We start from the raw sequence: 21,957 nt of genomic DNA on the forward strand, positions 1-21,957 counted from the left end.
GGCAAATGATTAATTATCATAATCGAAAATTCCGTCCAATTCACAACGATAGTGAAGGGGATGTTGATCCTACTTCCATATTTCATTATTACCAGGAAGGAAATATCGTTACAGGAACGTACTCCGGGAAACACATTCATTTTGGCCACCTGATTGCACTCGTTCAGGAAGATGGCTCACTTCGGATGCGTTATCACCATGTGGATGACAAGGGAGAATTAAAAACCGGCAAGTGTAAATCCAAGCCCGAAATCATGCCAAACGGTAAAATTAAGCTGCACGAGGAATGGCAATGGACATGCGGTGATGAATCGCGCGGAAGCTCCATTGTGATAGAGGTCTAGGTGAACCAGCCAGCCAGTACCTCTCCCACAAAATATGCAAAGACTGCTGCAAGCCCGCCGAGGAGCACTGTTTCCAGGACGCCCCGCACCCATGGTTTCTCGGTGACGTAACTTTTCAGATAGCCTACGATCATTAACGCAATACCCGTTGCAATACAGGATATCAGAAACAATCGTGATTCATTCAGATCGAATATCAATGCGATCACATAGGATAACAACGGGATAATTCCCACCACATTGAAAGAGACAAAAGTGGCGAAAGCAGTATTCAAAGGCGCCTTGGTCTCTTTCGACATCTCGAGTTCCTCCTTCATCATCGTATCCACCCACACATCCTTGTCGGAAGTAATCACTTTCACAACATCTTCAAGCAGCTGGCCTGTTAAACCTTTTGCCGCGTAGATTTCCCGGATTTCCTGAACCTCATGTTCCCTTAGGTGTTCAATTTCCCAGTATTCCACCTGCTTATGCTTTTCAAAATTGTCCCGTTCTGTCTTTACCGAGAAGAAATTACCTACCGACATGGAGAAACCATCAGCAATCAGGTTTGCAAAGCCAAACAGAAGGACATAGTAAATTTCAGCCTGGGCTCCCGCAGCCCCTGCCACCACGGCAAATGTGGTTATGGCGCCATCAATACCCCCGTAGACAAATTCACTGATATAGGCCTTGTCAAAGATCCAGATCTTGCCCTCTGAGTGCATTTTATCTTCTGTCATCCGTTTCATCTTATTTCAAGATAGGTAATTTCCAGGTTTTCCCGGGATTATATGAAATGTAGCCGCCGGAGACTTCAAGCGGACTCTCAATATTGTTGTGATAGAGCTGCCCGGTCCCAAGTCCCTGATGCCCGTTATAACCTTCAGATTCTGTGAGTTGACAAATGATATTCAACCCAATGTTCGATTCCAGTGCGGAAGTCATCCACCACCCAATTCCGTATTCCCGGGCAAGACTTATCCAATTTCGCGTGGATGCTATTCCGCCGACAAGTGTTGGCTTTAAAATAATGTAAGAGGGCTTGATAGTGGATAGAATCCTTCTGCGCTCTTCCTCGTCGTTGATACCAATCAATTCCTCATCCAGGGCAACAGGTACAGGCGATCTTTTACACACCTCTTCCATTAAAGACCATTGACCAGCCATTACAGGTTGTTCAATTGAGTGCAGGTTGAAGGCTGATAAAGCATCAAGCTTTGCAAACACATCCTGATCAGAAAATGCGCCATTAGCATCTACCCTTAGAATGGCGTCGGTCCTCATTCGAATGTATTTGAGGATTTCCAGCTCGCGCTGAAATTCAATGGCACCAATTTTCATCTTAAAACAGGTATAGGCATCGTGGTACTTATGATCGAATTGTTCTCTCATAAAGGACGTATCACCCATCCAGATTAGTCCGTTGATGGGGATCCGATGATTGCCGGAATAAAAAGTGCTGGAAATAACATCCCGCCGTCCACCGCGGAAAAGATCCAGCAACGCTGATTCCAGGGCAAACCGAACAGATGGGACACTGATATCACAGTGACGGGCAGCAAGTGCGAGACATTCCGGTTCGGATTCCGGCAGCTTCATTCCGGAGATGCTGGTGGTGATCTGTTGTAACTTTTCCGCTACGTCTGCCTGGGTTTCCTTACTCAAACCGGGCAACGGGCCTGCTTCACCCCACCCACTGAATTCAGGGTTCTCAGAATCAGAGAGAACCAGATACCAGGATACCTTGTTCCTCAGGATACCCCGGGAGGTTCCTGCATCAAACGTAAAATCAAGACGGTACGGGAAAAATTTTGCTGTTAACGACACATTCAAAAATATTGGATTCTATCATCATTTCCATCCTATATTTGCAACCTTATGAATAAGGCCGGAAAAATTCAACTGTCAGACTATACCTACGAGCTTCCTGCTCACCGTATCGCAGAAAAACCGCTGCCGGAACGGGATCAATCCAAGTTACTCATATATCAGAAGGGATATATTTCCCATCATATTTTCAATACACTTTCGGAACAACTACCGGATTCGTCATCACTGTTTTTCAATGACACCAAAGTGATCCCGGCCCGGATAATCTTTCAGCGATCCACCGGGGCGCTGATCGAGGTGTTTCTGCTGGAACCGGTCCTCCCGTCTCCCGATATAGCTACCGCAATGTCATGTACAGTTGAATCTACATGGAAGTGCCTGGTTGGAAATTTTAAAAAATGGAAAAACGATGAGATTCTGGAACTTTCTGTACCTGCAGCTACAGGAACCATAACCGTTCGGGCAAGTATCCATGACAGAACGGGATCGTTGATTACCCTAACCTGGAATGCACCGATTGCATTTTCTGAATTGGTTGAGCTGATCGGAAAAATTCCGTTGCCACCTTATATAAAGCGTGAAGCAGATCCGTCCGACAAGGATCGCTATCAAACGGTATACAGCCACGCAGCAGGTGCAGTCGCAGCACCAACCGCCGGATTACACTTTACCCCGGAAGTATTGAATTCACTCGAGGATCGTGGTATAAAAACCGATTTCCTGACACTTCATGTGAGCGCCGGCACGTTCATGCCTATCAAGGAGGATGACATTACCAAACATCAGATGCATGGCGAGCAGATATACGTAACACGAGACAACCTGTTGAATATTATGGCAAGTGCTACACTAATTGCTGTGGGAACCACATCCATGCGAACGCTGGAAAGTCTGTACTGGTATGGTGTGCTCCTATTTACCGGAAGATCTGATAAATTCATCATCGATCAGAATACCGCCTACGAGTTCAATGAGAAGGACTTGCCGGGCAGGAATGAAGCCATACAGGCGATTATTGATCATATGGACGCGGAGGGACGAACAAGCCTCGCCGGTCGTACTGAAATTTTCATTTATCCGGGATATACGTTCAGGGTATGTGACGGACTGATCACCAATTTCCACCTACCCGGCTCCACCCTCATTTTACTGGTGGCTGCTTTTATCGGAGACGACTGGAAAAAGGTATACCAGGAAGCGCTTGATAACAAGTATCGCTTCCTGAGTTATGGAGACAGTTCCTTATTGATACCTTAGAATTACGGCGCGGATATGCGTGCATGTCCTTCCAGCAGGATCACTTTCACTTCTACCCTACGGCTTTCTTCAGCGGATGATTTGTCGTCCTTGGTTTCACCATATCCACGGGCTACGATTCTTCGTCGCACCACTCCCTTGTGATTGAAGTATTCCAGCACAGCTATCGCGCGTTTGTTGGAAAGTTCACGGTTATAATCTTCATTTCCTTCCGAGGATGCATAACCGGAAATCTGGATACCCAACTCATCGTGCTCTTTGAGCAGCTTGAGAATATCATTCAGCGATGCGGAATACTTGGGATCAAGATTGCTTTTATCAACCAGGAAATAAATCTTTTCAGTTACATTCAAAACATTCGGGTCAATAGTCGCCGGCACATCTTTTTCATTAAGTTGTCGCTTCGCCACTTCCGTAACAGGTACTGATGGTAAAGAGAAAACGGTTTTGTCACCAACATTTTTCTGTTCGAATTTACTTTCATCACTCTCATCATAGTAGAAATAGCGAACCGCAACTTCAAGACGGGGATCTTCCCGGAAATTTACCTGCTCAATTGGATGTTCGGTGTTAATGAGTTCAAGAAGATAGTCTATCGCTTCTTCATCGCCTGCTGCTATCAGATCATTCATTAGCTCATAGACGTCCACATCACCGCTATGGATCAATTTGGCTTCATGCGTTTTCTTTTGATCAGCAACAGCTTCTTCATGGCTGTCGTAGAATGCATTCCGAACTTCAACACGCTGGCCGACTGTCACGTCGAACTGACGGATCGGCTCAAGCGAGATCTGCTGAAAGAGTTCATAGAAATATGTTTGCCCGGGCACGTTAATGTTAAGCGTATATGGCAAAAATCCTTCAGATTCAATGACCATATCATAATTCTTCGAAGGAGGTAATACGATCAGGTACTTACCCGTAGCAGGATCGGGCTGGTAAACAAAATCAAGTTTCTTGCCTGACTCCACATCGATCATATAGATGGTGGTTGCCAGAGGCTCACCCGTCTCCCTGTTGAATATGCGACCCTTGATCATGGTAAGCGGAATATTCGATTCCTCCTCAGGCATATCGATGCTGTATAAATCCTGGCCGCCCTGTCCGCCAACGCGATCTGATGCAAAATATCCCTTACGCCCGTCGGCACTGAGGGTGAAGTAATTATCGTCGAAAGTAGTATTGATCGGATAGCCCATATTTTCAGGAGTGGTCCATTCCTCATTGAAGAGACGACTCACAAAAATATCACGGCCACCCATTGAATTATGCCCGTCACTGGTGAAGAATAACGTCCATTTATCGGGATGGATAAAAGGTGCATCTTCGTCGTACGGTGTATTCACAGAAGGCCCCAGGTTAACTGGCGCGCTCCATTCCCCGGAGGGTAAAAGATCAGACCTGTAAATATCCAGTCCGCCCAGGCCTTGCGGACGGTCACTGGCAAAATAAATTGTTTTTCCATCAGGTGTCATGCTCCCGGTGGTTTCCCTGTATTTGGAATTGATCCTGGAGTCTAGGGGCTCGGGGTCTGACCAGCCATTGCCGGTTTTATGCAGGAAATACAGATCTCCGGTACCTTCCGCTCCACCAATAAATATCAACATGTGTTGCCCGTCAGGAGAAATGCCTGCCGTTCCAACATTATAGTCTGAAGCCACATCAATTACTTCAGGCTGTGACCAGTTTCCTGCGTGGTTATAGGAGATTTTGATTTCCTCAATATACTTTTCTCCGCTGCGATTCTTTCCGTCATTTGGTCTTAACGACGTGTAGGCCATAACACTTTCATCAGTTGCTACGACCGGGTTATATTCGGTAAGCGGCGAATTGATGATCGATCCCAGATTTTTGATCTTAGTATCGAGTGGCTGCTTCATCAATTTCTCTGCGTTATCAATCATCGCAAGTCTGCGATCGATCTCATTGATGAGCTTCTGATTGCTCTTAATGGTTTTTCTATAATTGGCATAATGTGCCCGGGCATCATTTAATTGACCATTTCGGTGATAAAGTTCTCCCAGGAGCATGGGCGTGTCTGCGGGAAGGTAATTCCCCGCCCCGGCCAATGCCTTCTCGAAATGGGGAATAGCTTTCAGCTTATCCGCGGTTGCATCCTGTTCGGTATAGCAATACGCCAGTTTATAATGGATCATGGGATCATCCACGCCGTTGCTAACAGCATCTTCAAAAAGCGGAAGGGCTTTATCGTAGCTTTTTAGCTTGAAATACTTATCTGCTGTCGCCAGATCACCTTGTGCATAGACCCCTGTAAAAAATAATACCAGGGTAATTCCAATAAAAAATCGCATCATAAGACAAATCAATTTTGCATGAATTGTCAATGATAAGATATGGTAACCTTAAAAAACGTGCGTTAATACCCGATTCCTTACACAGAGTGGTGAAAATAGCATTTAGAGGGCTATTCGAATCGCAAAGACTCGATCGGATCAAGGTTGGCTGCCTTGTTGGCCGGGTAGTACCCGCTTATAACGCCCACCACAACACATACAGCGAGTCCAAAGAACATCCACAGCCAGGGAATAACGAGACCTTCAATATCAAGCAGCCTTGAGATAAGGTTTCCGATAACAATGCCCAGAATAATCCCAAGGATACCCCCCAGCAGACAGATCACGACTGCCTCTACAATAAATTGTTGCCTTATTCGCATTGTGGTTGCACCAAGTGCCTTACGGACACCCACTTCACGGGTCCTCTCTGTTACTGAAACAAGCATTATATTCATGAGTGCCACACAGGCGCCAAGCAGGGTGACAAAGCTTATTCCAAATCCTCCAATTCTCAGGCGACCACTGATCTCTTCCAGCGTATCTGCAAGACTCTCGCTCTTTTCAATTTCGAAAGAATCTTCCGCACCGATGTCGTCCTGACGAATTTTCCGCATAGTTCCTGTTGCTTCCCCCATGGCCGCCTCAACTTGTGTGGGATCTGTAATGCCTACCTTTAAGCTGTAGGAAAGTTGTCTGCCCTTCGCCTGGTTATTAGCATTTACAATGGGAATGAAAATCGTATTATCCGGACCTCCTGAACCCCCGCCAAAATTACCACGCTCCTCAAGTACCCCTATCACACGATATTTCGTACCCAAAAACGCCACCTCCGTTCCGTTGATGGTGTCATTACTGTTATATAGTCCGTTAAAGACCTTTTTTCCAAGGATTGCCACGTTGGATCCATATTGAATTTCCAGTGCAGAAATATTCCTCCCCTTTTCAATATTCAGTCCTTCAAGGGCGATAAATTCCTCATTGATGCCAAGTACCGTAATATTCGGGTTTGTAATCTTCGACCCGCGCTTAACCTCTGCTGTACCCGTTAACGTAGTACCCATGGCAAGGGTGGCAGACGGCCAGTCATATTCCTTTGCAAAACGCATTACCTCCTTGTACTTGATAGGAGGATAATTCTTCTCGCTCACTCCGCGACGCCGACCCCGAAAATTATTCTTACTTTGAATGGAAAAGGCATTCACACCCAATTCAGCTAAACTGTCTGTAACAGAATACTGAATACCATCGATGGTCGTAAGGATTCCAACCAGCGCCATGATACCGAATGTAACGATGAGTGCGGTGAGAACCGTTCGAAGCATATTGGCTTGAATTGACCGTAACCCTTCCCTGATATTTTCCGTGAGATTCATAGAATTGCTTTACCGGAAACTAATTTAGCCATATCTGTCGTTATCCCCGCAAGAAATTGTGGGATTAGGCGAAATCACGTTTTATCGGTAAATTAGATGGCTGAATAACATGAAAAAGCGGGTTGTATTTATTCTTCTTTTAAATCTGATCATTGTTTCAGGTTTCGCTAACTATATTCTGATCCCCATGGATCAGAAACAGTCTGATCATCTTAAGGCATATGGAATTGCATACTGGGTGCTGCAGCAGGAGATCGAGGTAGACTGGTTACTCAATTACCGCGGCGGAAGTTTCATGTGCAAATACAGCCAGAAGATTGAAAATGAAATGATCATCCGGGGAGTGAGTTACTCTGTTATTTCAGATGCCCAGTCTTCCCAAATTATTGCCGAACTCGCCAGTCCCTCTTCCAATACCGACGTGATGCGTCTTGATAAATACCCGCGGATTGCTGTTTATTCACCAAAAAGCAAGCAACCCTGGGATGATGCGGTAACACTTGTGCTTACATATGCTGAGATTCCCTATGATGTTATCTTCGATGATGAGGTTCTGGATGGGTTGCTCCCAAAATACGACTGGCTTCACCTGCACCACGAGGATTTTACAGGACAATACGGCAAATTCTACAGGTCATACCGAAATTATCCGTGGTACATCCAGCAACAAAGTGAATTTGAAGCGTCAGCGCGAAAGCATGGATTCTCCAAAGTAAGTCTCCTCAAGCTTGCTGTTGCAAAACGTATACAGGCTTTTGTGGGTGGCGGCGGTTTTCTGTTTGCCATGTGCAGTGCTACCGATACCTACGATATCGCTTTGGCTGGTGAAGGTGTGGATATGGTTGAGCGGATGTACGATGGTGATGCCGCAGATCCCAACGCGCAGCAGAAACTGGATTATTCCAAAACCTTTGCCTTCGAAAATTTCATCCTGGAACAGGACCCGTATGAATATGAGTATTCGAATATCGATAATAACTTCGCTGAACGGGGGCTGAGAGAAGAAAATGATTATTTCTCACTTTTTCAGTTTTCTGCCAAATGGGACCCGATACCTACTATGCTCACCCAAAATCATGAAATGGTCATCAAAGGGTTTTATGGCCAGACCACAGGGTACAAATCACGTCTGATAAAACCGGACGTTGTGATCCTGGGTGAAAATAAATCAATTGGAGAATCAAAATATATTCATGGTGTTTTTGGTAAAGGATTCTGGACATTTTATGGAGGCCATGACCCCGAAGATTATCAGCATCTGGTGAATGAGGAGCCTACCGACCTGAACCTGCATCCGAATTCGCCCGGTTACCGTCTGATCCTGAATAATATTCTCTTCCCTGCAGCCAAGAAAAAAAAACAAAAAACCTAATGCATTCGATCTCCCCTGGGTGTGATCTGCTTCATAATTTCAGCTTCCTTGCGAAGGATTTCCCGCCATCGTTGCTCCACATGTTCTTCAGGCATGTAGGTCTTGGCCAGGGATAGGAAGTTCTTATAATGGCCTGCCTCAGAGACCATCAGTTCATAATAGAATTTGCTTAAATCCGGGTCACCTATCTCTTTCCATAACAGCCTGAAACGTTCACAGCTGCGTGCCTCGATCAGCGCATTCATCAGCAGCTTCTCAACCAGCTGTTCATTCCGGCTTCCACCTTTCTTTTCGATGGCTGCCAATGCGGCTACATACTCATCTTTGCGTTTTGGGCCCAGGGTTATGCCCCGTTTTTTCATTTCTTCGAGAACCCGCTCAAAATGAGCCCATTCTTCCGCTACAACCGGAGTAAGCATATCGACAAGCGCTTCCTTTTCCGGAAATTTCACAATTAGCGAAATGCACGAGCTGGCTGCTTTTTGTTCACAATAGGCATGATCTATTAAAATTTCATCCAGTTGCATTGAAGCTATATCAACCCAGCGGGGATCTGTTGGCAGCTGCAATCCTAATACTTGTTTTTCCATATCAGTCGAAGAAAATCCAGTCAATGCCAAAATCCAGAACGGTAGCCTGTCCGGGATAGTACGGCGTGGCAAAATAACCTTTACCACGGATCAGCTCCGTCACATTATTCAATTTCAGGAACCATCGTCCGCGATTAACCTTGGCATTGATAAATACATCTATTAACGGATAACTGTAAACCTCAAATTGATCCTGTACATAATATTGCATAATAGCAGGATCATAACCCATCGCGTAATAGTCCGACCTCCACAGAAAATCAAAACCTACCTGTATCTCCAGGTTCCCGTCGAAAAGGATATTATTATAGGAAAGCTGCGAAAGATGAAACAATTCCGGAACCTGAATAGCATCGGCAGAACTTCCTGATACATTGGTGAAACGGGTGGTGGAGCTGAGTAAAAGTCGCTTCCACAGGGTAATGGAAAAGGCCAGTTCTGCATAAAGAACAGAAATATCTCCGGCCGCCTGAAATGGTGCCACCAGCAGTAGACTGTCGGCGTTGTAATACTGCCTGAAGTTAATATAGTTTGTCAGCAATGAATAACCCGCAGATGGCTGGAATTGCAGCCATGAATTACTCAGACTCACCCCTCCTGAAATACTTGTTGTGATAGAAGATTCAAAATCATTCGACCATTCATGATGACTGCCGCGATATGCCTGCTGCATATAGGTCGGAGCTGTTCTCTGACTCCTCGCCTCGGCATGAAACCAGGTATTTTGGAGTCGCCCGCCAATCAGGTAATTCCCCCTGGTTTCCACCTCACCGTAGGCCTCAATATAGCTAAGGCTGTCATTCCCGAAGCGGAGGTTTACACCACCAAAATGTTCCAGGTCATTGGTGGGAACCGAAAGCGTATCAGAATCGAGGTATTTGTAATTCTGATTCAATTTCCGCGCCTTGTAATAGAAATTATAGAATGTTTTTCCCACATCTCCCTTGACACCAAACTCATTCTTTAGAACGTTAAACTTGGTTCGGTCATAATCCTGAACTGAATCCACCACATCAATCGGCCAAAACGCGTCATCCACGGGTGAATCACTGAAGCGATTCAATTGCTTATATCGGTCGACCGAATGGTAAACCTGTACAAGCCTGGATAGCTCATACTGATGATACAGATGATAATTTGTTCGAAGGTCTGATGTTTGGGCGTCCGTTAGATTAACCTGCCGGTTATCTGAAAAAAATATATCATCCATCGGGTCGTTGGTCGTACTCTGGATCCCTCCGTAATCGGATGCGACATGACGGTTTCTGTTAAAGTAGGCCAGTGCGACATATTTCCTGTTCTGTGAGACATAGCTCCCATGCAAATGATAGTAAACCCCCTGAACATTCCTGTCACCCCGCCCCTGCCTGTTGATCTGTTTATCAATGAAATAACCCCTGTATTCAAAACCAAAATTGATCCGTTCATTGATATTTCGCGTGTAATTGGCTTCGGTTAATGCGCGGCCTCCTCCTCCCCAGATGATTTTGAAGCGGCTGAATGGAGATAATGTATTATAATATTTGATATCGTCCGGGGTTTTGTAATAGGGGTCGTATGCAGTAAATCCTGTCATTTTCCCGATTTCATTGGCATTTTCAGGAAAAATCGGGTTTAAAGCAGTTCCAATATTTCCAAGGTCCTGATACATAAAGCCCGAGGCGGGGACATAATGAAACCGGTGAAAATTCCGGATTAGGGTATCAATTGTAAAGATCTCAAGATTGTTATATTTCAGATATTTCTCATAAGTATAGCGGGTATCCTGTGGCCCGAAAACCTGTTTGGTGGAATCATCAATGATGGAGGACCCTCTTCGGTCCTCTTCCTGGTTCTGCTTATTGACATCAATTACCTGTGACCATCCCCCGGAGGCTGAAAATAGCATGGCAAATAAGAAACAAAAAAATATATGCAGTCTCACGGCGCTAATTTACATATTATCCTTCAGATGCATGAAGTTGAACCGCATCTACCACCATCTTATCAAATTCCCTACCATTTTCCAGAAACGTCGTCTCAATAGGAATATAAAAAAGGCCGGTTTGTTCCCCGATTAATCCACGAAGAGAGTTATCCAGGCGCATATAGTCCTTTTCCGTAGTGATAATATCGGCATTCCCGTTTATCGCCCTCTCAAGTATACGTTTAATGTCATTTTCACGAAACTGATGATGATCTTTATACCGGAAGATTTCAACCACATCATACCTTTCCTGAACATGCCGAATGAATAGTTCAGGGTTCGCAATGCCCGTTACTACAACGACTTCTTTCAATGGATTCCGCAGTCCAGTGGGCTCGCCATATTTGATCCGTGAGTAAAATACCGGCACCTTTGGTGCATAACGGTGAATAGCCCTTTCCATTTCACCTTTCCGGATGGAGGAAATGTCATCGGGGCACTTGGTCACCACAATCACATCAGCCCTGGCCGCACCCCTGCGGGATTCCCGCAATCGGCCTGCCGGTAAGACATAATCATCAAAAAAGGGCTTCTGATATGAAGTAAGGAGTATATTCAACTGAGGTTTAACAGGTCTGTGCTGAAAAGCATCATCCAACAAAATGACACCCGTATCCGGAAATTCGGCAAGAATGAAGGGAATGGCAACAGCCCGCTCCTCACCCACGGTAACAGGTACATTGAACTTGCTGTAATACTGCATTGGTTCATCCCCTATCGTAACGGCAGTGTCAGATGAACCGGCGATTCGAAAACCACTTGTTTTTCGTCCATAACCCCTGCTGAGCGTAACAACTTTTTCGGTCGATTGCAACAAACGAATCAGGTATTCCACCATGGGAGTTTTTCCCGTACCCCCCGCACTCAGGTTTCCGACAGAAATTACCGATCGGTCAAACTCGAACGAAGTTTTATAGCCACTGTCGTATAAATAATTACGCATACGTGTCGCCAGGTCATACAACCAGGCAAAAGGTAAAAGAAGAACCTGGAAAAACTTCATGTCAGGGCGCCGGAGTAAATTATTTCTGTTATTTTGGCAAGCAAAATTGGGTAAATATGATGAAAATAAAAGACATCATTCAACATTTGGAGCAAATCGCCCCGCCATCCTACCAGGAATCCTATGACAATTCCGGTTTGCTTACCGGTAGCCCTTCAGATGAAGTCTCCGGAATTCTGGTAACACTGGATGTAACTGAGGCTGTGGTGGACGAATCGGTGGCAAAGGGCTGCAACCTGATTATTGCACATCACCCCATCATCTTTACGGGACTTAAAAAACTGACCGGAGCTAATTATGTTGAACGGACGGTAATAAAAGCAATCCAAAATAACATCGCCATTTACGCCATTCATACAAACCTTGACAATGTGCGATGGGGAGTTAATAATAAAATTGCCGACAAGCTCGGCCTCATTAATCGAAAGGTACTGGCCCCAAAAGAAGGGTTGCTGATGAAGCTTGAAACGTATGTACCCAACGCACAGAAAAAGGCTGTACTTGAAGCCCTGTTCGAGGCCGGTGCCGGAAAGATCGGTCAATATGATGAATGCAGCTTTCAGATCAAGGGGGTCGGAACCTTCAGGGGCAGTTCAGCTTCAAATCCTTTCATCGGAAAACCCGGTATCCTCGAAGAAGCAAATGAAATAAAAATTGAAGTAATATTTCCAGCTTTCAGGAAACCAATGATTATCAGCGCATTACGCGACAGTCACCCCTATGAGGAAATCGCCTATTATTTAACCTCACTCGAAAATGCATATCAGGATATTGGCTCCGGGTTAATTGGAATGCTAAAGGAGCCCATGGAACCAATTGACTTTTTAAATCATTTGAAAGATAGTATGAACCTGAAAGTCTTGCGCCATACTCCAATCACCTCGTCCAGGATTAAGAAAATCTCGATTTGCGGAGGAAGCGGAGGTTTTCTATTGAAAAAGGCAATGAGCGTTGAGGCAGACATATTTATCACCTCAGACATGAAATATCATGAGTATTTTGATGCTGAAGGTAGGATCATTATCGCTGATATCGGACACTATGAAAGTGAGGTATACACAAAAGAACTTATTTATGATACTTTAACTGAAAAATTTTCTAATTTTGCAGTCAATTTGTCGGAAACTGTAACTAATCCCATTAGCTACCTATAATACATGGAAAACAACACTGTTGCACAAAAACTGGAAGCCCTTGTTAAATTGCAGGCGATTGATTCGGAGCTTGATTCAATCAAAAAATTAAGAGGTGACCTTCCGGATGAAGTACAAGATCTCGAAGACGAAGTTGAAGGATACAAAACACGGCTGGCCCGTTTCATCAACGACCTTGAGGAGCTCGACCAAAAAATTAAAGATCACAAAACATCGATCAAGGAATCTGAAAAACTGATTCAGAAATACGAAGCACAGCAGATGAATGTTCGTAACAACCGGGAGTATGATGCCATCTCCAAGGAAGTGGAACTTCAGCAGTTGGAAATCCAGATCATGGAGAAAAAGATTCGTGAAGCACACGAAGCCATCGATCGGAAGAAAGAAGAAATCGAAGCAACGGAACAGCTTGTTTCGGAGCGGAGTGCAGATCTTGACAGCAAAAAGAAGGAGTTGGATGAAATCCTCAACGAGAGCAAGGAAGAAGAGGAAAAGCTGATGAATGAGCGTGCCAAAGCCTGCAAGAAGATTGAAGACAAGCTTTTGAAGTATTACGAAAAGCTTCGGAAAAACTTATCGAACGGACTGGCCGTAGTAAGCGTTAAGCGAGGAGCGGCAGAAGGATGCAATATTGTTATTCCTCCTCAGAAAATTGCTGAGATCCGTGAGAAAAAGAAGATTGTTATCGACGAACATTCGGGACGAATTCTGGCAGACGTTGACATGGAGTCACTGGAAGACGAAACCAAGAAAAGAACAACCCGTCGGAAAAAGAAAGAAACCAAGTAATTACAAACCCCGGAATTTCCGGGGTTTTTTATTTCTTTTCAGATATTGATACATTCGCTGAAGGCACAACCGCACGGCAGAATGGTACGTGAATCTCTAATTCTAATTTTCTTAAATTTATTGCTGGCAGTTTTATTGCCATGTCAACTTCCGGCTCAGGAAATTAGTCCCTCAGAATTTCTTGCGTACAAAGCGGTTATTGGCAGAAGCGGGTACGATCGTGGCTCATACAATCTAAGGCCCGAAATTGAAGCTTACCTTGAGAGCTACGACGCCTTCCTGCATGCGCTCCTTACGGGCACACCAACCTCTCATGAAAAGTTTGAGGTAATTGCCGAACAATCCGCCAATCGTATCGGCGAGGATCAACTCCCCCTTCACCTGTTCCTTCAAAATGAAATCGGTCTTCAGCGCGCTTTTGTGAAGCTTAAATTTGGCCAGGAACTGGCATCGCTTTGGCAAATGCGGCAATCATACCGCATTGCCAGGGAAAACATCACGTTATACCCTGATTACATTCCTTTCCAGCGGACCTGGGGACTGCTGCAAATTCTGGTCGGTGCGATACCTGATAATTATCAATGGGTGCCGCGAATATTCGGATTTACGGGATCTATTCATGACGGCCAGGAATTATTACAGAAAGTTCCCGGGGATCACTGGCTTTACGGTGAATCCCAGGTAATTCTGCAGCTCACTTCCAGCTATCTTCTGGAAGATTCAAAGCACGCCGTACAGGATTTTAGGAAACTGATCAATAGCGGCTGGGACAGTCCGATGTTCAGCTATCTCTACATGACTGTCCTGATCAGAAATCATCAGGCTGCCGAAGCCATCCAACATTTCAACGACCATAGACCTCACATTCCTCTTGCTTATTATCTGGCAGGAAATGCCTATTTACAGGCAGGAGAATATGCGATGGCAACCAAAATTTTTAAGCAGTTTGAGGGAGAGTATGCGGGGGAGGATTTCCGGAAGGATACTAAATATAAATTGTTCCTTTCCTCCTATTTATCGGGTAATAAAACCCTTGCAGCTGAATATTTTAGTCAGATCAGCATTATCGGCAGTATATCAACAGAATCGGACCGCTATGCCGCAAAAGCGGTGGAATCGGGTTATCCAAATGCTACCATCATGCGCATAAGGCTTGCCACTGATGGCGGTTTTTACAGGAAGGCAGAAGAGCTCGTCACTCAGTCCCCCCTCGAAGATTTCAAAACAAAAGAGGAACAGGTCGAGCTGATTTACCGAAAAGCTCGCCTTTATCATTTTACAAATAAACCCGACAAGGCGATTCAGGCCTATCTTCAAACCATAGAAATGCAGGATAAAGAAAATTGGTATTTTGCTCCAAACTCCTGTCTTCAGCTTGGTTATTTATACCTGGATAAAAATGAGCGCAGCCTGGCGCAGGAGTATTTCAGAAAAACCTTCGATTACCGGGCGTATGAATATAAGAAAGGCATTGACCGGAAGGCGCACTCAGCGCTTGTTACCTATTTCTGAAGGCACCAAATGATTGGTATCGTTAAATCTTTCCACGGTAAACATGCTTCCGGTAAAATTGAGAAGATACAGGCAAAGATTCGAATGTTCAAATTCATCCATGCAATGCAACGGGTAATTGAGGACCTGGCATAACAAGACCCGCATCGCTCTGCCGTGCATGCAAATTAAAATGTTTTCCTCATCTTCATGCGACATGATATGTTCAACGGCCAGTTTCTGCCGGTCATAAACATCTTGCGGACTTTCTCCTCCTTCGATAGGTAAGGTGGTATTTCCATTCTGCCATTCACGAATAACCCAGTGATAATACGCATCCTCTTCAGGGGTAATCACCTGACCTTCCCGGGTTCCCCAATTAATCTCATTAAGACCCGACAACATTTCATGGGGAATGCCCAGGTTGATAAAGCCTTCGACAGATTCAGTTGTCCTCTTCAGCTTGCTTGTATACACTTTATCGAAGGGAACATCTTTATACGCATCAAAAAACTGCCTGCTCTGTTCCCTGCCCCTTTCGTTCAGTGAAGAATCAATTCCACTCCCCTGGACAATTCCTTTCAGGTTGTAATCCGTCTGACCGTGCCGAACCAAATATATTTTTTTGCTTTTCAAATTGTCCCTATTTTAGAAGCTGCAAAAATAACTTTTTTTATAAAACGGCATGATAAAGCTGGAAACATCTACTGAAGAATTGAATGCAATGTGCAGAAATACCATCATGGAGCATCTGGGCATTGTTTTTAGCGAGGCAGGCAGCGACTATATTCGCGCCACCATGCCTGTAGATCACCGGCATCATCAGCCATATGGCATTTTACATGGCGGTGCATCAGTAACGTTAGCTGAAACATTGGGAAGTATGGGGGCCCATATTTCCTTAAAAGACTCCGGCATGAAGTGCGTTGGTCTTGAGATCAATGCGAATCATTTACGAAGTGTACGATCCGGAATGGTGACAGGCACAGCACGTCCCATACATGCAGGCAGATCAACCCAGGTGTGGGAAGTACACATTGAGGATGAACAGCATCGTCTTGTATGTGTTAGTAGAATAACAATGGCAGTGCTGAAAAATGATTGAGACGAAGAACGCCACACCCCCACAACCCGGCAAGATCAGGGATCTGCAGCTGACAGACCTTCTGGATTTTTGCAAAAATAATGGTTTCGCGTTGGCTGTCTGGAGGCAACCCGGCAAAGAAATTCAGGGTATCATTGATACAGGTAATACACATTGCCAGGAGATCGACCTTGAAAGCAGTGAGCCAGGATACCTGTTTCATCCCTTTTCCGATAAAAAGATAAAACATTTTATCAGGGCCCAGATACGATTTACTGTTTCGGATGGAACGGTGGCATTTGACCCTTATAATAAACAGCAGCATAAAGATATGTTGCGTAAAATTTCCTCTTCGGACAGTAGCTCCGGGTTGGATAAAAAAATGATGATCTTCGAAGATCATCCTGTTGAACAGGAGAAGCCATTCATTGAGTTGGTCAAAAAAGCCATCAAGGAAATCAGGCAGGGACATTTCCAAAAAGTGGTTCCCTCGAGGATCAAGGCCATTCGAATTGAAGGGTTTGATCTCAAGACGGTATTTCAGCGGCTGATCAAGAATTACCCGAACGCATTTGTATCCGCGACCTTCGTACCCGAGGCGGGCCTGTGGATTGGAGCGTCCCCGGAAATATTGGTAAACACGGAAGGCAAACGCATATTTCAGACCGTAGCGCTGGCAGGGACCCAGTCCTATGATGGATCCCGGTCATTGCAGGATATTGCCTGGACGCAAAAGGAGATTGAGGAGCAGGCCTATGTTAGCCGGTATATCATTAACTGTTTCAAGAAGATACGCCTTAGGGAGTTTGATGAGATCGGTCCTAAAACGATTATCGCGGGAAAATTGATTCACTTAAAAACCACTTTCAGGGTGGATATGGAGGCTGTTAATTTTCCGCAACTGGGTACGGTGATGATGAAATTATTACACCCAACCTCGGCCGTTTGCGGAATGCCCCTTGAGACGGCGTCCGCATGGCTGGAAAAAAACGAAGGGTATGACCGCGAATTTTTCAGTGGATTTCTGGGGCCGGTTAACCTTAATGAAAACACGAATCTCTATGTGAACCTCCGCTGTATGAAACTGATTGAAGACAAGGCATGGGTTTATGCCGGAGCCGGAGTTACTGAGGATAGCCATCCCGAAAAAGAATGGATGGAAACTTCAATAAAAATGAACACCTTGCTGGACGTAATTCATTAAGATTGGATCTTCAACCCATATATAATCTCGCTGAAATTTGCCATAAATCAGGCATTACACATGCAATTCTTTCTCCGGGCTCCAGGTGCGCACCTTTAGTCCTGGCATTTTCAAGGCATCCCGGGATCCAATGCCTCAGCATTCCCGATGAACGTTCGGCTGCCTTTATCGCACTGGGAATCGCTCAGCACATAAAAAAGCCTGTTGTTTTGATTTGCACATCCGGTAGTGCCGCTTATAATTATGCCCCTGCCATAGCAGAAGCCTATTTTCGGCAGGTACCTCTGCTTGTACTAACTGCCGACCGGCCGCCGGAGTGGGTTGGGCAGCTCGATGGTCAGACCATCTGGCAGGATCAGCTCTATGGAAAACATGTCCGCTTCAGTGCTTCGGCACCGGTTGACCTCACCCATCAGGATGCCCGCTGGCATCTTTATCGCATAATGAATGAGGCCATCCGAATAGCCCAGGGCGAGCCCGGCGGACCATCCCATTTGAATATACCGTTTCGTGAACCATTCTATCCGGAGTCAGACAGCGATACGTTTTTCGAATCTGACGTGCCATATCATTCGGTTTCCCCGTCTAAAAGTCGGCTGGAAGATAACACTCGTTCCATGCTTCAGGAGAAATGGAGTCAGGCATCCAGGAAAATGATCCTGACAGGTCAATCAGCGCCGGATGATACACTTACCGCCATTTTAAAACGGGCTTCATCTGAACATCATATACCCGTCGCAGGAGACATCATCAGTAATATCCATCCAATTCCAGGTGCCATCACCCGGGCAGATGTGTTCCTGAACCGGGAGCATCCGGATCTCGATAATTTTCATCCGGATTTGCTCGTGACCTTCGGACTCTCCTTGCTGTCAAAAAATCTCAAGAATTTCTTCAGGGAGCGGCCTGCTGCTGAACACTGGCACATTCAGGCTGAGGGTGAGGTGGCAGACCCGCTAAAATCAATCACCCGTATAATACGATGCGAGCCGGAGGATTTTCTGAGTGAAATGCTGGATACGGAATCTCCCGGTAATTTTGAGCGGCAGAAACAGGAAAACTTTTTCCAGATCTGGAATATAGAGAACGGCAATTCTGCTAATAAACTGGAATCATTTTTTGCATCAGGTGATCACTTCGGCGAATTTGAGGTAGTGTTCGAAACGTTGAAGCACCTCCCCGGGAATAGTAACCTGCACCTTGCCAACAGCATGGCAGTACGATATGCCAATTACTGTGGATTGAATGATCATCCCTCCGGCGTGGTTGTTTATTCTAACAGGGGTGCCTGCGGCATAGATGGCTGCACCAGTACGGCGGTTGGTTCAGCTATAGCGGATCCTTCAAGACTTAATATTCTCATTACCGGGGACGTAGGATTTTTCTACGACAGAAATGCTTTTTGGCACAAGTATACACTGCCCAACCTGAGAGTGGTTTTACTCAATAATCATGGTGGAGGTATATTCAGAATGATCCAGGGCCCGTCTCAACTCGCTGAACTGGAAGATTTTTTCGAAACAGAACAGCGGCTGAATGCAAAAAATCTATGTGACGAGTTTGGATTTGAACATCTCAGGTGCGACAAACGATCAAAACTGAAGCACTTTATTGAAGAATTAATGATACCCGATTCGCGTACCAAAATCCTTGAAGTCGAAACGGAAAGTGAACAAAATAAAAACATACTGGTTGATTTTAAAAAGTTGTTCAGGTAATCCCTTAAAAAGATCATAGAACCACTTATACAGAATCACTTAACTACTTAAGCCACGACCATTATATTCGGAAATGAAAAAGTCTGTATTTGCCTTTTATCTTCTCGCTTTAACGCTCGCGGGATGTAAATCAACTCAACAGGCCACGACTTCAGAGGCCGATCAGAGCACGCAAAAAAAATCACCCTACGAAAAGATTGTTACGTCCGGAACGATTTCCGACGAGGGCCTATTTCTTGTTCACAGAAATAAGGACGAGATATATTATGAAATTCCAGATTCGTTGCTGGGAAAGGAAATGCTTTGGATCAGCCGTATTGCCGCACTGCCTGCAGGGTTCGGCGGAGGGTATATCAATGCTGGCTCGAAGACAAACGAACAGGTAGTACGCTGGGAAAAAAAATATGACCAAATCCTGCTTCGCACTGTTTCCTATTCCGCCATTGCAAGTGACTCCCTTCCGATCCAGAAGTCTGTGGTGGCCAATAACTATGAACCTATTCTATATTCTTTTAAAGTCGAAGCCGAAAATCCCACAAAGACAGCCACTGTAATCCGGGTTGACGACCTCTTCACCAAGGATGTTTCAGCAATCGGACCGCTTAGGAGTTTTCTGAGAAAAGAGTATCAGGTTAGACGACTCGATGATAAACGTTCGTTTATAGAAAGTGTCAAAAGCTTTCCGCAGAATATAGAAGTCCGGCACGATCTCACCTTCGATGCAGGAAACCCTCCGGGTGATGAACAATTGGGGACCCTGTCCATACAAATGAACCAGTCCATGATATTATTGCCCGATGTATTGATGGAAAAGCGGGCGTATGACGAACGTGTAGACTGGTTTACCATTGCACAGATCGACTACGGAAGTGAAGCACTGAAAGCGGATCAGAAACGATACATCCGAAGGTGGCAGCTGGTTCCAAAGGACCCTGAAGCCTATGCACGCGGGGAACTTGTTGAGCCCGTGAAACCAATCGTATATTATCTCGATCCGGCAACTCCACTTAAATGGAGACCTTATTTCAAAGCCGGCATTGAGCTTTGGCAACAGGCATTTGAATCGGCTGGATTTAAAAATGCCATTATCGCAAAAGATCCGCCGACAGAAGATGAAGACCCCGATTTCAGTCCGGAGGATGTCCGTTATTCGGTGGTCCGCTATGTAGCCAGTACAACCAGAAACGCGGTAGGCCCCAGTGTTTCAGACCCCAGAACAGGAGAAATTATTGAAAGTGACATAATCTGGTATCATAATCACCTGCGATCATACCGGAACCGTTATTTGCTGGAGACTGGCGCAGCTAATCCCCGCGCACGTACGCTGGATACTCCGGATGAAGATATCGGGGAAATGATGAAAATGGTGATCGCACATGAAGTGGGACATGCATTGGGTTTACCTCATAATATGAAAGCCAGTGCAGCATATCCTGTCGACAGCCTCCGTTCGGGAACCTTTACCCAGGAATTTGGAATCGCCGCGACTATTATGGACTATGCCAGGTATAATTATGTGGCACAACCAGGGGATGAAAACATCCGGTTTATCAGGCAATTAGGTCCGTATGACCACTATGCCATCAACTGGGGTTATCGCTACCTCTCTCCAACCCTACCGGAAGCCGAGAAAAAAAGAACTTTGAACTCATGGATCTCTGAAAAGGAAGGAGATCCCAGGTACATGTTTGGCTCGGGCCGTGGTGGTTATGATCCTACTTCACAGACTGAGGGAATTGGTAATGACCCTGTGAAAGCCAGTGAATACGGAATGAAGAACCTGAAATACGTGGCAGCACATCTTATGGAATGGACAACCACTGAAGGTGAGAACTATGCTGATCTCGAGGAGCTTTACGGTGAGATGCTGGGAGTTTGGTCAAGATACACGGGGCATGTGGTGACCAACGTCGGCGGTATTGTGGAAACGCGGAAGACGGCTGAGCAGGAAGGCACGGTTTATCAGCCTCTGTCAGCCGAGGATCAAAAGAATGCGGTTAACTTCCTCCTCGAGGAATGTTTCAGTGACCCTTCCTGGATGGTAAATACAGACATGGTACGTCGCATGCAGGCTGAAGGAATTCTTGAGCGGATCCAGTCGCTCCAGGCCCGACATCTTACCAACCTCCTGTCTGTTTCACGAATAAACCGCATGGTAGAAATAGAACTCCTTGATGGGATTCCCTATGGAGCAGATGACATGATGAATGACGTAAGAAAAGGTCTGTGGTCTGAATTGAGAACCAGCACATCGATATCCCCATATCGCAGGAATCTGCAGCGGGCCTATGTGGATCATCTGTCGGAGCTTGCCTACGGCGAGTCAAATAACCGGAGAGGTCCCTCAGCATCAGCTACGGACGCGCAGGCAATTGCACGAGCCTCCCTGAATCAACTTAAATCTGATATTCGATCGGGAAAGGCCAGAATGAAGGATGCAATGACCATTTACCATCTAAATGATATTATTTCCCGAATAGACGATCTGCAGGAAGGCAGATGA

The 21,957-nt window shown here is 45.4% G+C and carries 18 protein-coding genes; 10 read left to right on the top strand and 8 right to left on the bottom strand.

From position 1 onward, the window contains the following. Positions 1-5: 5 nt before the first annotated feature. Positions 6-344: an avidin-fold protein gene (locus LDX50_RS00315; RefSeq protein WP_225696405.1), complete on the top strand. Its 339-nt coding sequence runs from the start codon at positions 6-8 to the stop codon at positions 342-344. Here LDX50_RS00315 and LDX50_RS00320 read toward each other — a convergent pair. Together LDX50_RS00320 and LDX50_RS00325 are read right to left on the bottom strand one after the other, a co-directional pair. Beyond that, positions 341-1,066: a VIT1/CCC1 transporter family protein gene (locus LDX50_RS00320; RefSeq protein ID WP_225696406.1), complete on the bottom strand. Its 726-nt coding sequence runs from the start codon at positions 1,064-1,066 to the stop codon at positions 341-343. The genes LDX50_RS00315 and LDX50_RS00320 overlap by 4 nt on opposite strands. Positions 1,067-1,076: 10 nt before the next feature. Continuing rightward, the gene (locus LDX50_RS00325) at positions 1,077-2,153 is read right to left on the bottom strand and encodes an o-succinylbenzoate synthase (protein WP_225696407.1); all 1,077 of its coding nucleotides are present in this window, start codon (positions 2,151-2,153) and stop codon (positions 1,077-1,079) included. 51 nt (positions 2,154-2,204) lie between these two features. Between LDX50_RS00325 and LDX50_RS00330 the strand changes: the two genes are divergently transcribed. After that, positions 2,205-3,413, top strand: coding sequence for an S-adenosylmethionine:tRNA ribosyltransferase-isomerase (locus tag LDX50_RS00330; protein WP_225696408.1), 1,209 nt, complete (start codon positions 2,205-2,207; stop codon positions 3,411-3,413). Between the two features lie 2 nt (positions 3,414-3,415). Here LDX50_RS00330 and LDX50_RS00335 read toward each other — a convergent pair whose 3' ends face one another. Both LDX50_RS00335 and LDX50_RS00340 read right to left on the bottom strand, forming a co-directional pair. Then, positions 3,416-5,728: an OmpA family protein gene (locus LDX50_RS00335; protein ID WP_225696409.1), complete on the bottom strand. Its 2,313-nt coding sequence runs from the start codon at positions 5,726-5,728 to the stop codon at positions 3,416-3,418. A gap of 110 nt (positions 5,729-5,838) precedes the next feature. Then, positions 5,839-7,032, bottom strand: coding sequence for an ABC transporter permease (locus tag LDX50_RS00340; RefSeq protein WP_338029986.1), 1,194 nt, complete (start codon positions 7,030-7,032; stop codon positions 5,839-5,841). 160 nt (positions 7,033-7,192) lie between these two features. Between LDX50_RS00340 and LDX50_RS00345 the strand changes: the two genes are divergently transcribed. Further along, positions 7,193-8,455, top strand: a complete 1,263-nt coding sequence (locus tag LDX50_RS00345) for an asparagine synthetase B (RefSeq protein WP_225696411.1) — start codon at positions 7,193-7,195, stop codon at positions 8,453-8,455. Here LDX50_RS00345 and LDX50_RS00350 read toward each other — a convergent pair. The 3 genes from LDX50_RS00350 to lpxK are packed head-to-tail and all read right to left on the bottom strand — an operon-like array spanning position 8,452 to position 12,014. Then, positions 8,452-9,045 (bottom strand): MiaE family protein, encoded by a 594-nt coding sequence (locus LDX50_RS00350; protein ID WP_225696412.1) that lies wholly within the window; start codon positions 9,043-9,045, stop codon positions 8,452-8,454. The genes LDX50_RS00345 and LDX50_RS00350 overlap by 4 nt on opposite strands. A 1-nt stretch (position 9,046) precedes the next feature. After that, complete coding sequence (locus tag LDX50_RS00355; RefSeq protein WP_225696413.1) at positions 9,047-10,933, bottom strand: putative porin; 1,887 nt, start codon at positions 10,931-10,933, stop codon at positions 9,047-9,049. Between the two features lie 52 nt (positions 10,934-10,985). Continuing rightward, on the bottom strand, positions 10,986-12,014 hold the full coding sequence (lpxK, locus tag LDX50_RS00360; RefSeq protein WP_225696414.1) for a tetraacyldisaccharide 4'-kinase: 1,029 nt from the start codon (positions 12,012-12,014) through the stop codon (positions 10,986-10,988). A 56-nt stretch (positions 12,015-12,070) separates the two neighbouring features. Here lpxK and LDX50_RS00365 point away from each other — a divergent pair, with 56 nt between their 5' ends. From LDX50_RS00365 to LDX50_RS00375, 3 genes are all read left to right on the top strand, one after another. Beyond that, positions 12,071-13,168: a Nif3-like dinuclear metal center hexameric protein gene (locus LDX50_RS00365; RefSeq protein WP_225696415.1), complete on the top strand. Its 1,098-nt coding sequence runs from the start codon at positions 12,071-12,073 to the stop codon at positions 13,166-13,168. Positions 13,169-13,171: 3 nt separating this feature from the next. Further along, positions 13,172-13,957 (top strand): zinc ribbon domain-containing protein, encoded by a 786-nt coding sequence (locus LDX50_RS00370; protein ID WP_225696416.1) that lies wholly within the window; start codon positions 13,172-13,174, stop codon positions 13,955-13,957. Between the two features lie 81 nt (positions 13,958-14,038). Then, positions 14,039-15,469, top strand: coding sequence for a tetratricopeptide repeat protein (locus LDX50_RS00375; protein ID WP_225696417.1), 1,431 nt, complete (start codon positions 14,039-14,041; stop codon positions 15,467-15,469). Here LDX50_RS00375 and LDX50_RS00380 read toward each other — a convergent pair. Further along, positions 15,446-16,084 (bottom strand): histidine phosphatase family protein, encoded by a 639-nt coding sequence (locus LDX50_RS00380; protein ID WP_225696418.1) that lies wholly within the window; start codon positions 16,082-16,084, stop codon positions 15,446-15,448. The genes LDX50_RS00375 and LDX50_RS00380 overlap by 24 nt on opposite strands. 49 nt (positions 16,085-16,133) lie before the next feature. Here LDX50_RS00380 and LDX50_RS00385 point away from each other — a divergent pair, with 49 nt between their 5' ends. From LDX50_RS00385 to LDX50_RS00400, 4 genes are all read left to right on the top strand, one after another. Then, positions 16,134-16,553: a hotdog fold thioesterase gene (locus LDX50_RS00385; RefSeq protein WP_225696419.1), complete on the top strand. Its 420-nt coding sequence runs from the start codon at positions 16,134-16,136 to the stop codon at positions 16,551-16,553. Then, the gene (locus LDX50_RS00390) at positions 16,546-17,736 is read left to right on the top strand and encodes a chorismate-binding protein (RefSeq protein WP_225696420.1); all 1,191 of its coding nucleotides are present in this window, start codon (positions 16,546-16,548) and stop codon (positions 17,734-17,736) included. Before LDX50_RS00385 ends, LDX50_RS00390 begins: the two co-directional genes overlap by 8 nt. After that, entirely contained in the window at positions 17,685-19,454 is a 1,770-nt protein-coding gene (gene menD / locus LDX50_RS00395; RefSeq protein ID WP_225696421.1) for a 2-succinyl-5-enolpyruvyl-6-hydroxy-3-cyclohexene-1-carboxylic-acid synthase, read from the top strand. Before LDX50_RS00390 ends, menD begins: the two co-directional genes overlap by 52 nt. Positions 19,455-19,527: 73 nt before the next feature. Continuing rightward, a complete protein-coding gene (locus LDX50_RS00400; RefSeq protein ID WP_225696422.1) occupies positions 19,528-21,957 on the top strand; it encodes a zinc-dependent metalloprotease in 2,430 nt (809 codons plus the stop codon).

It is taken from the genome of Fulvivirga sedimenti (assembly GCF_020328055.1).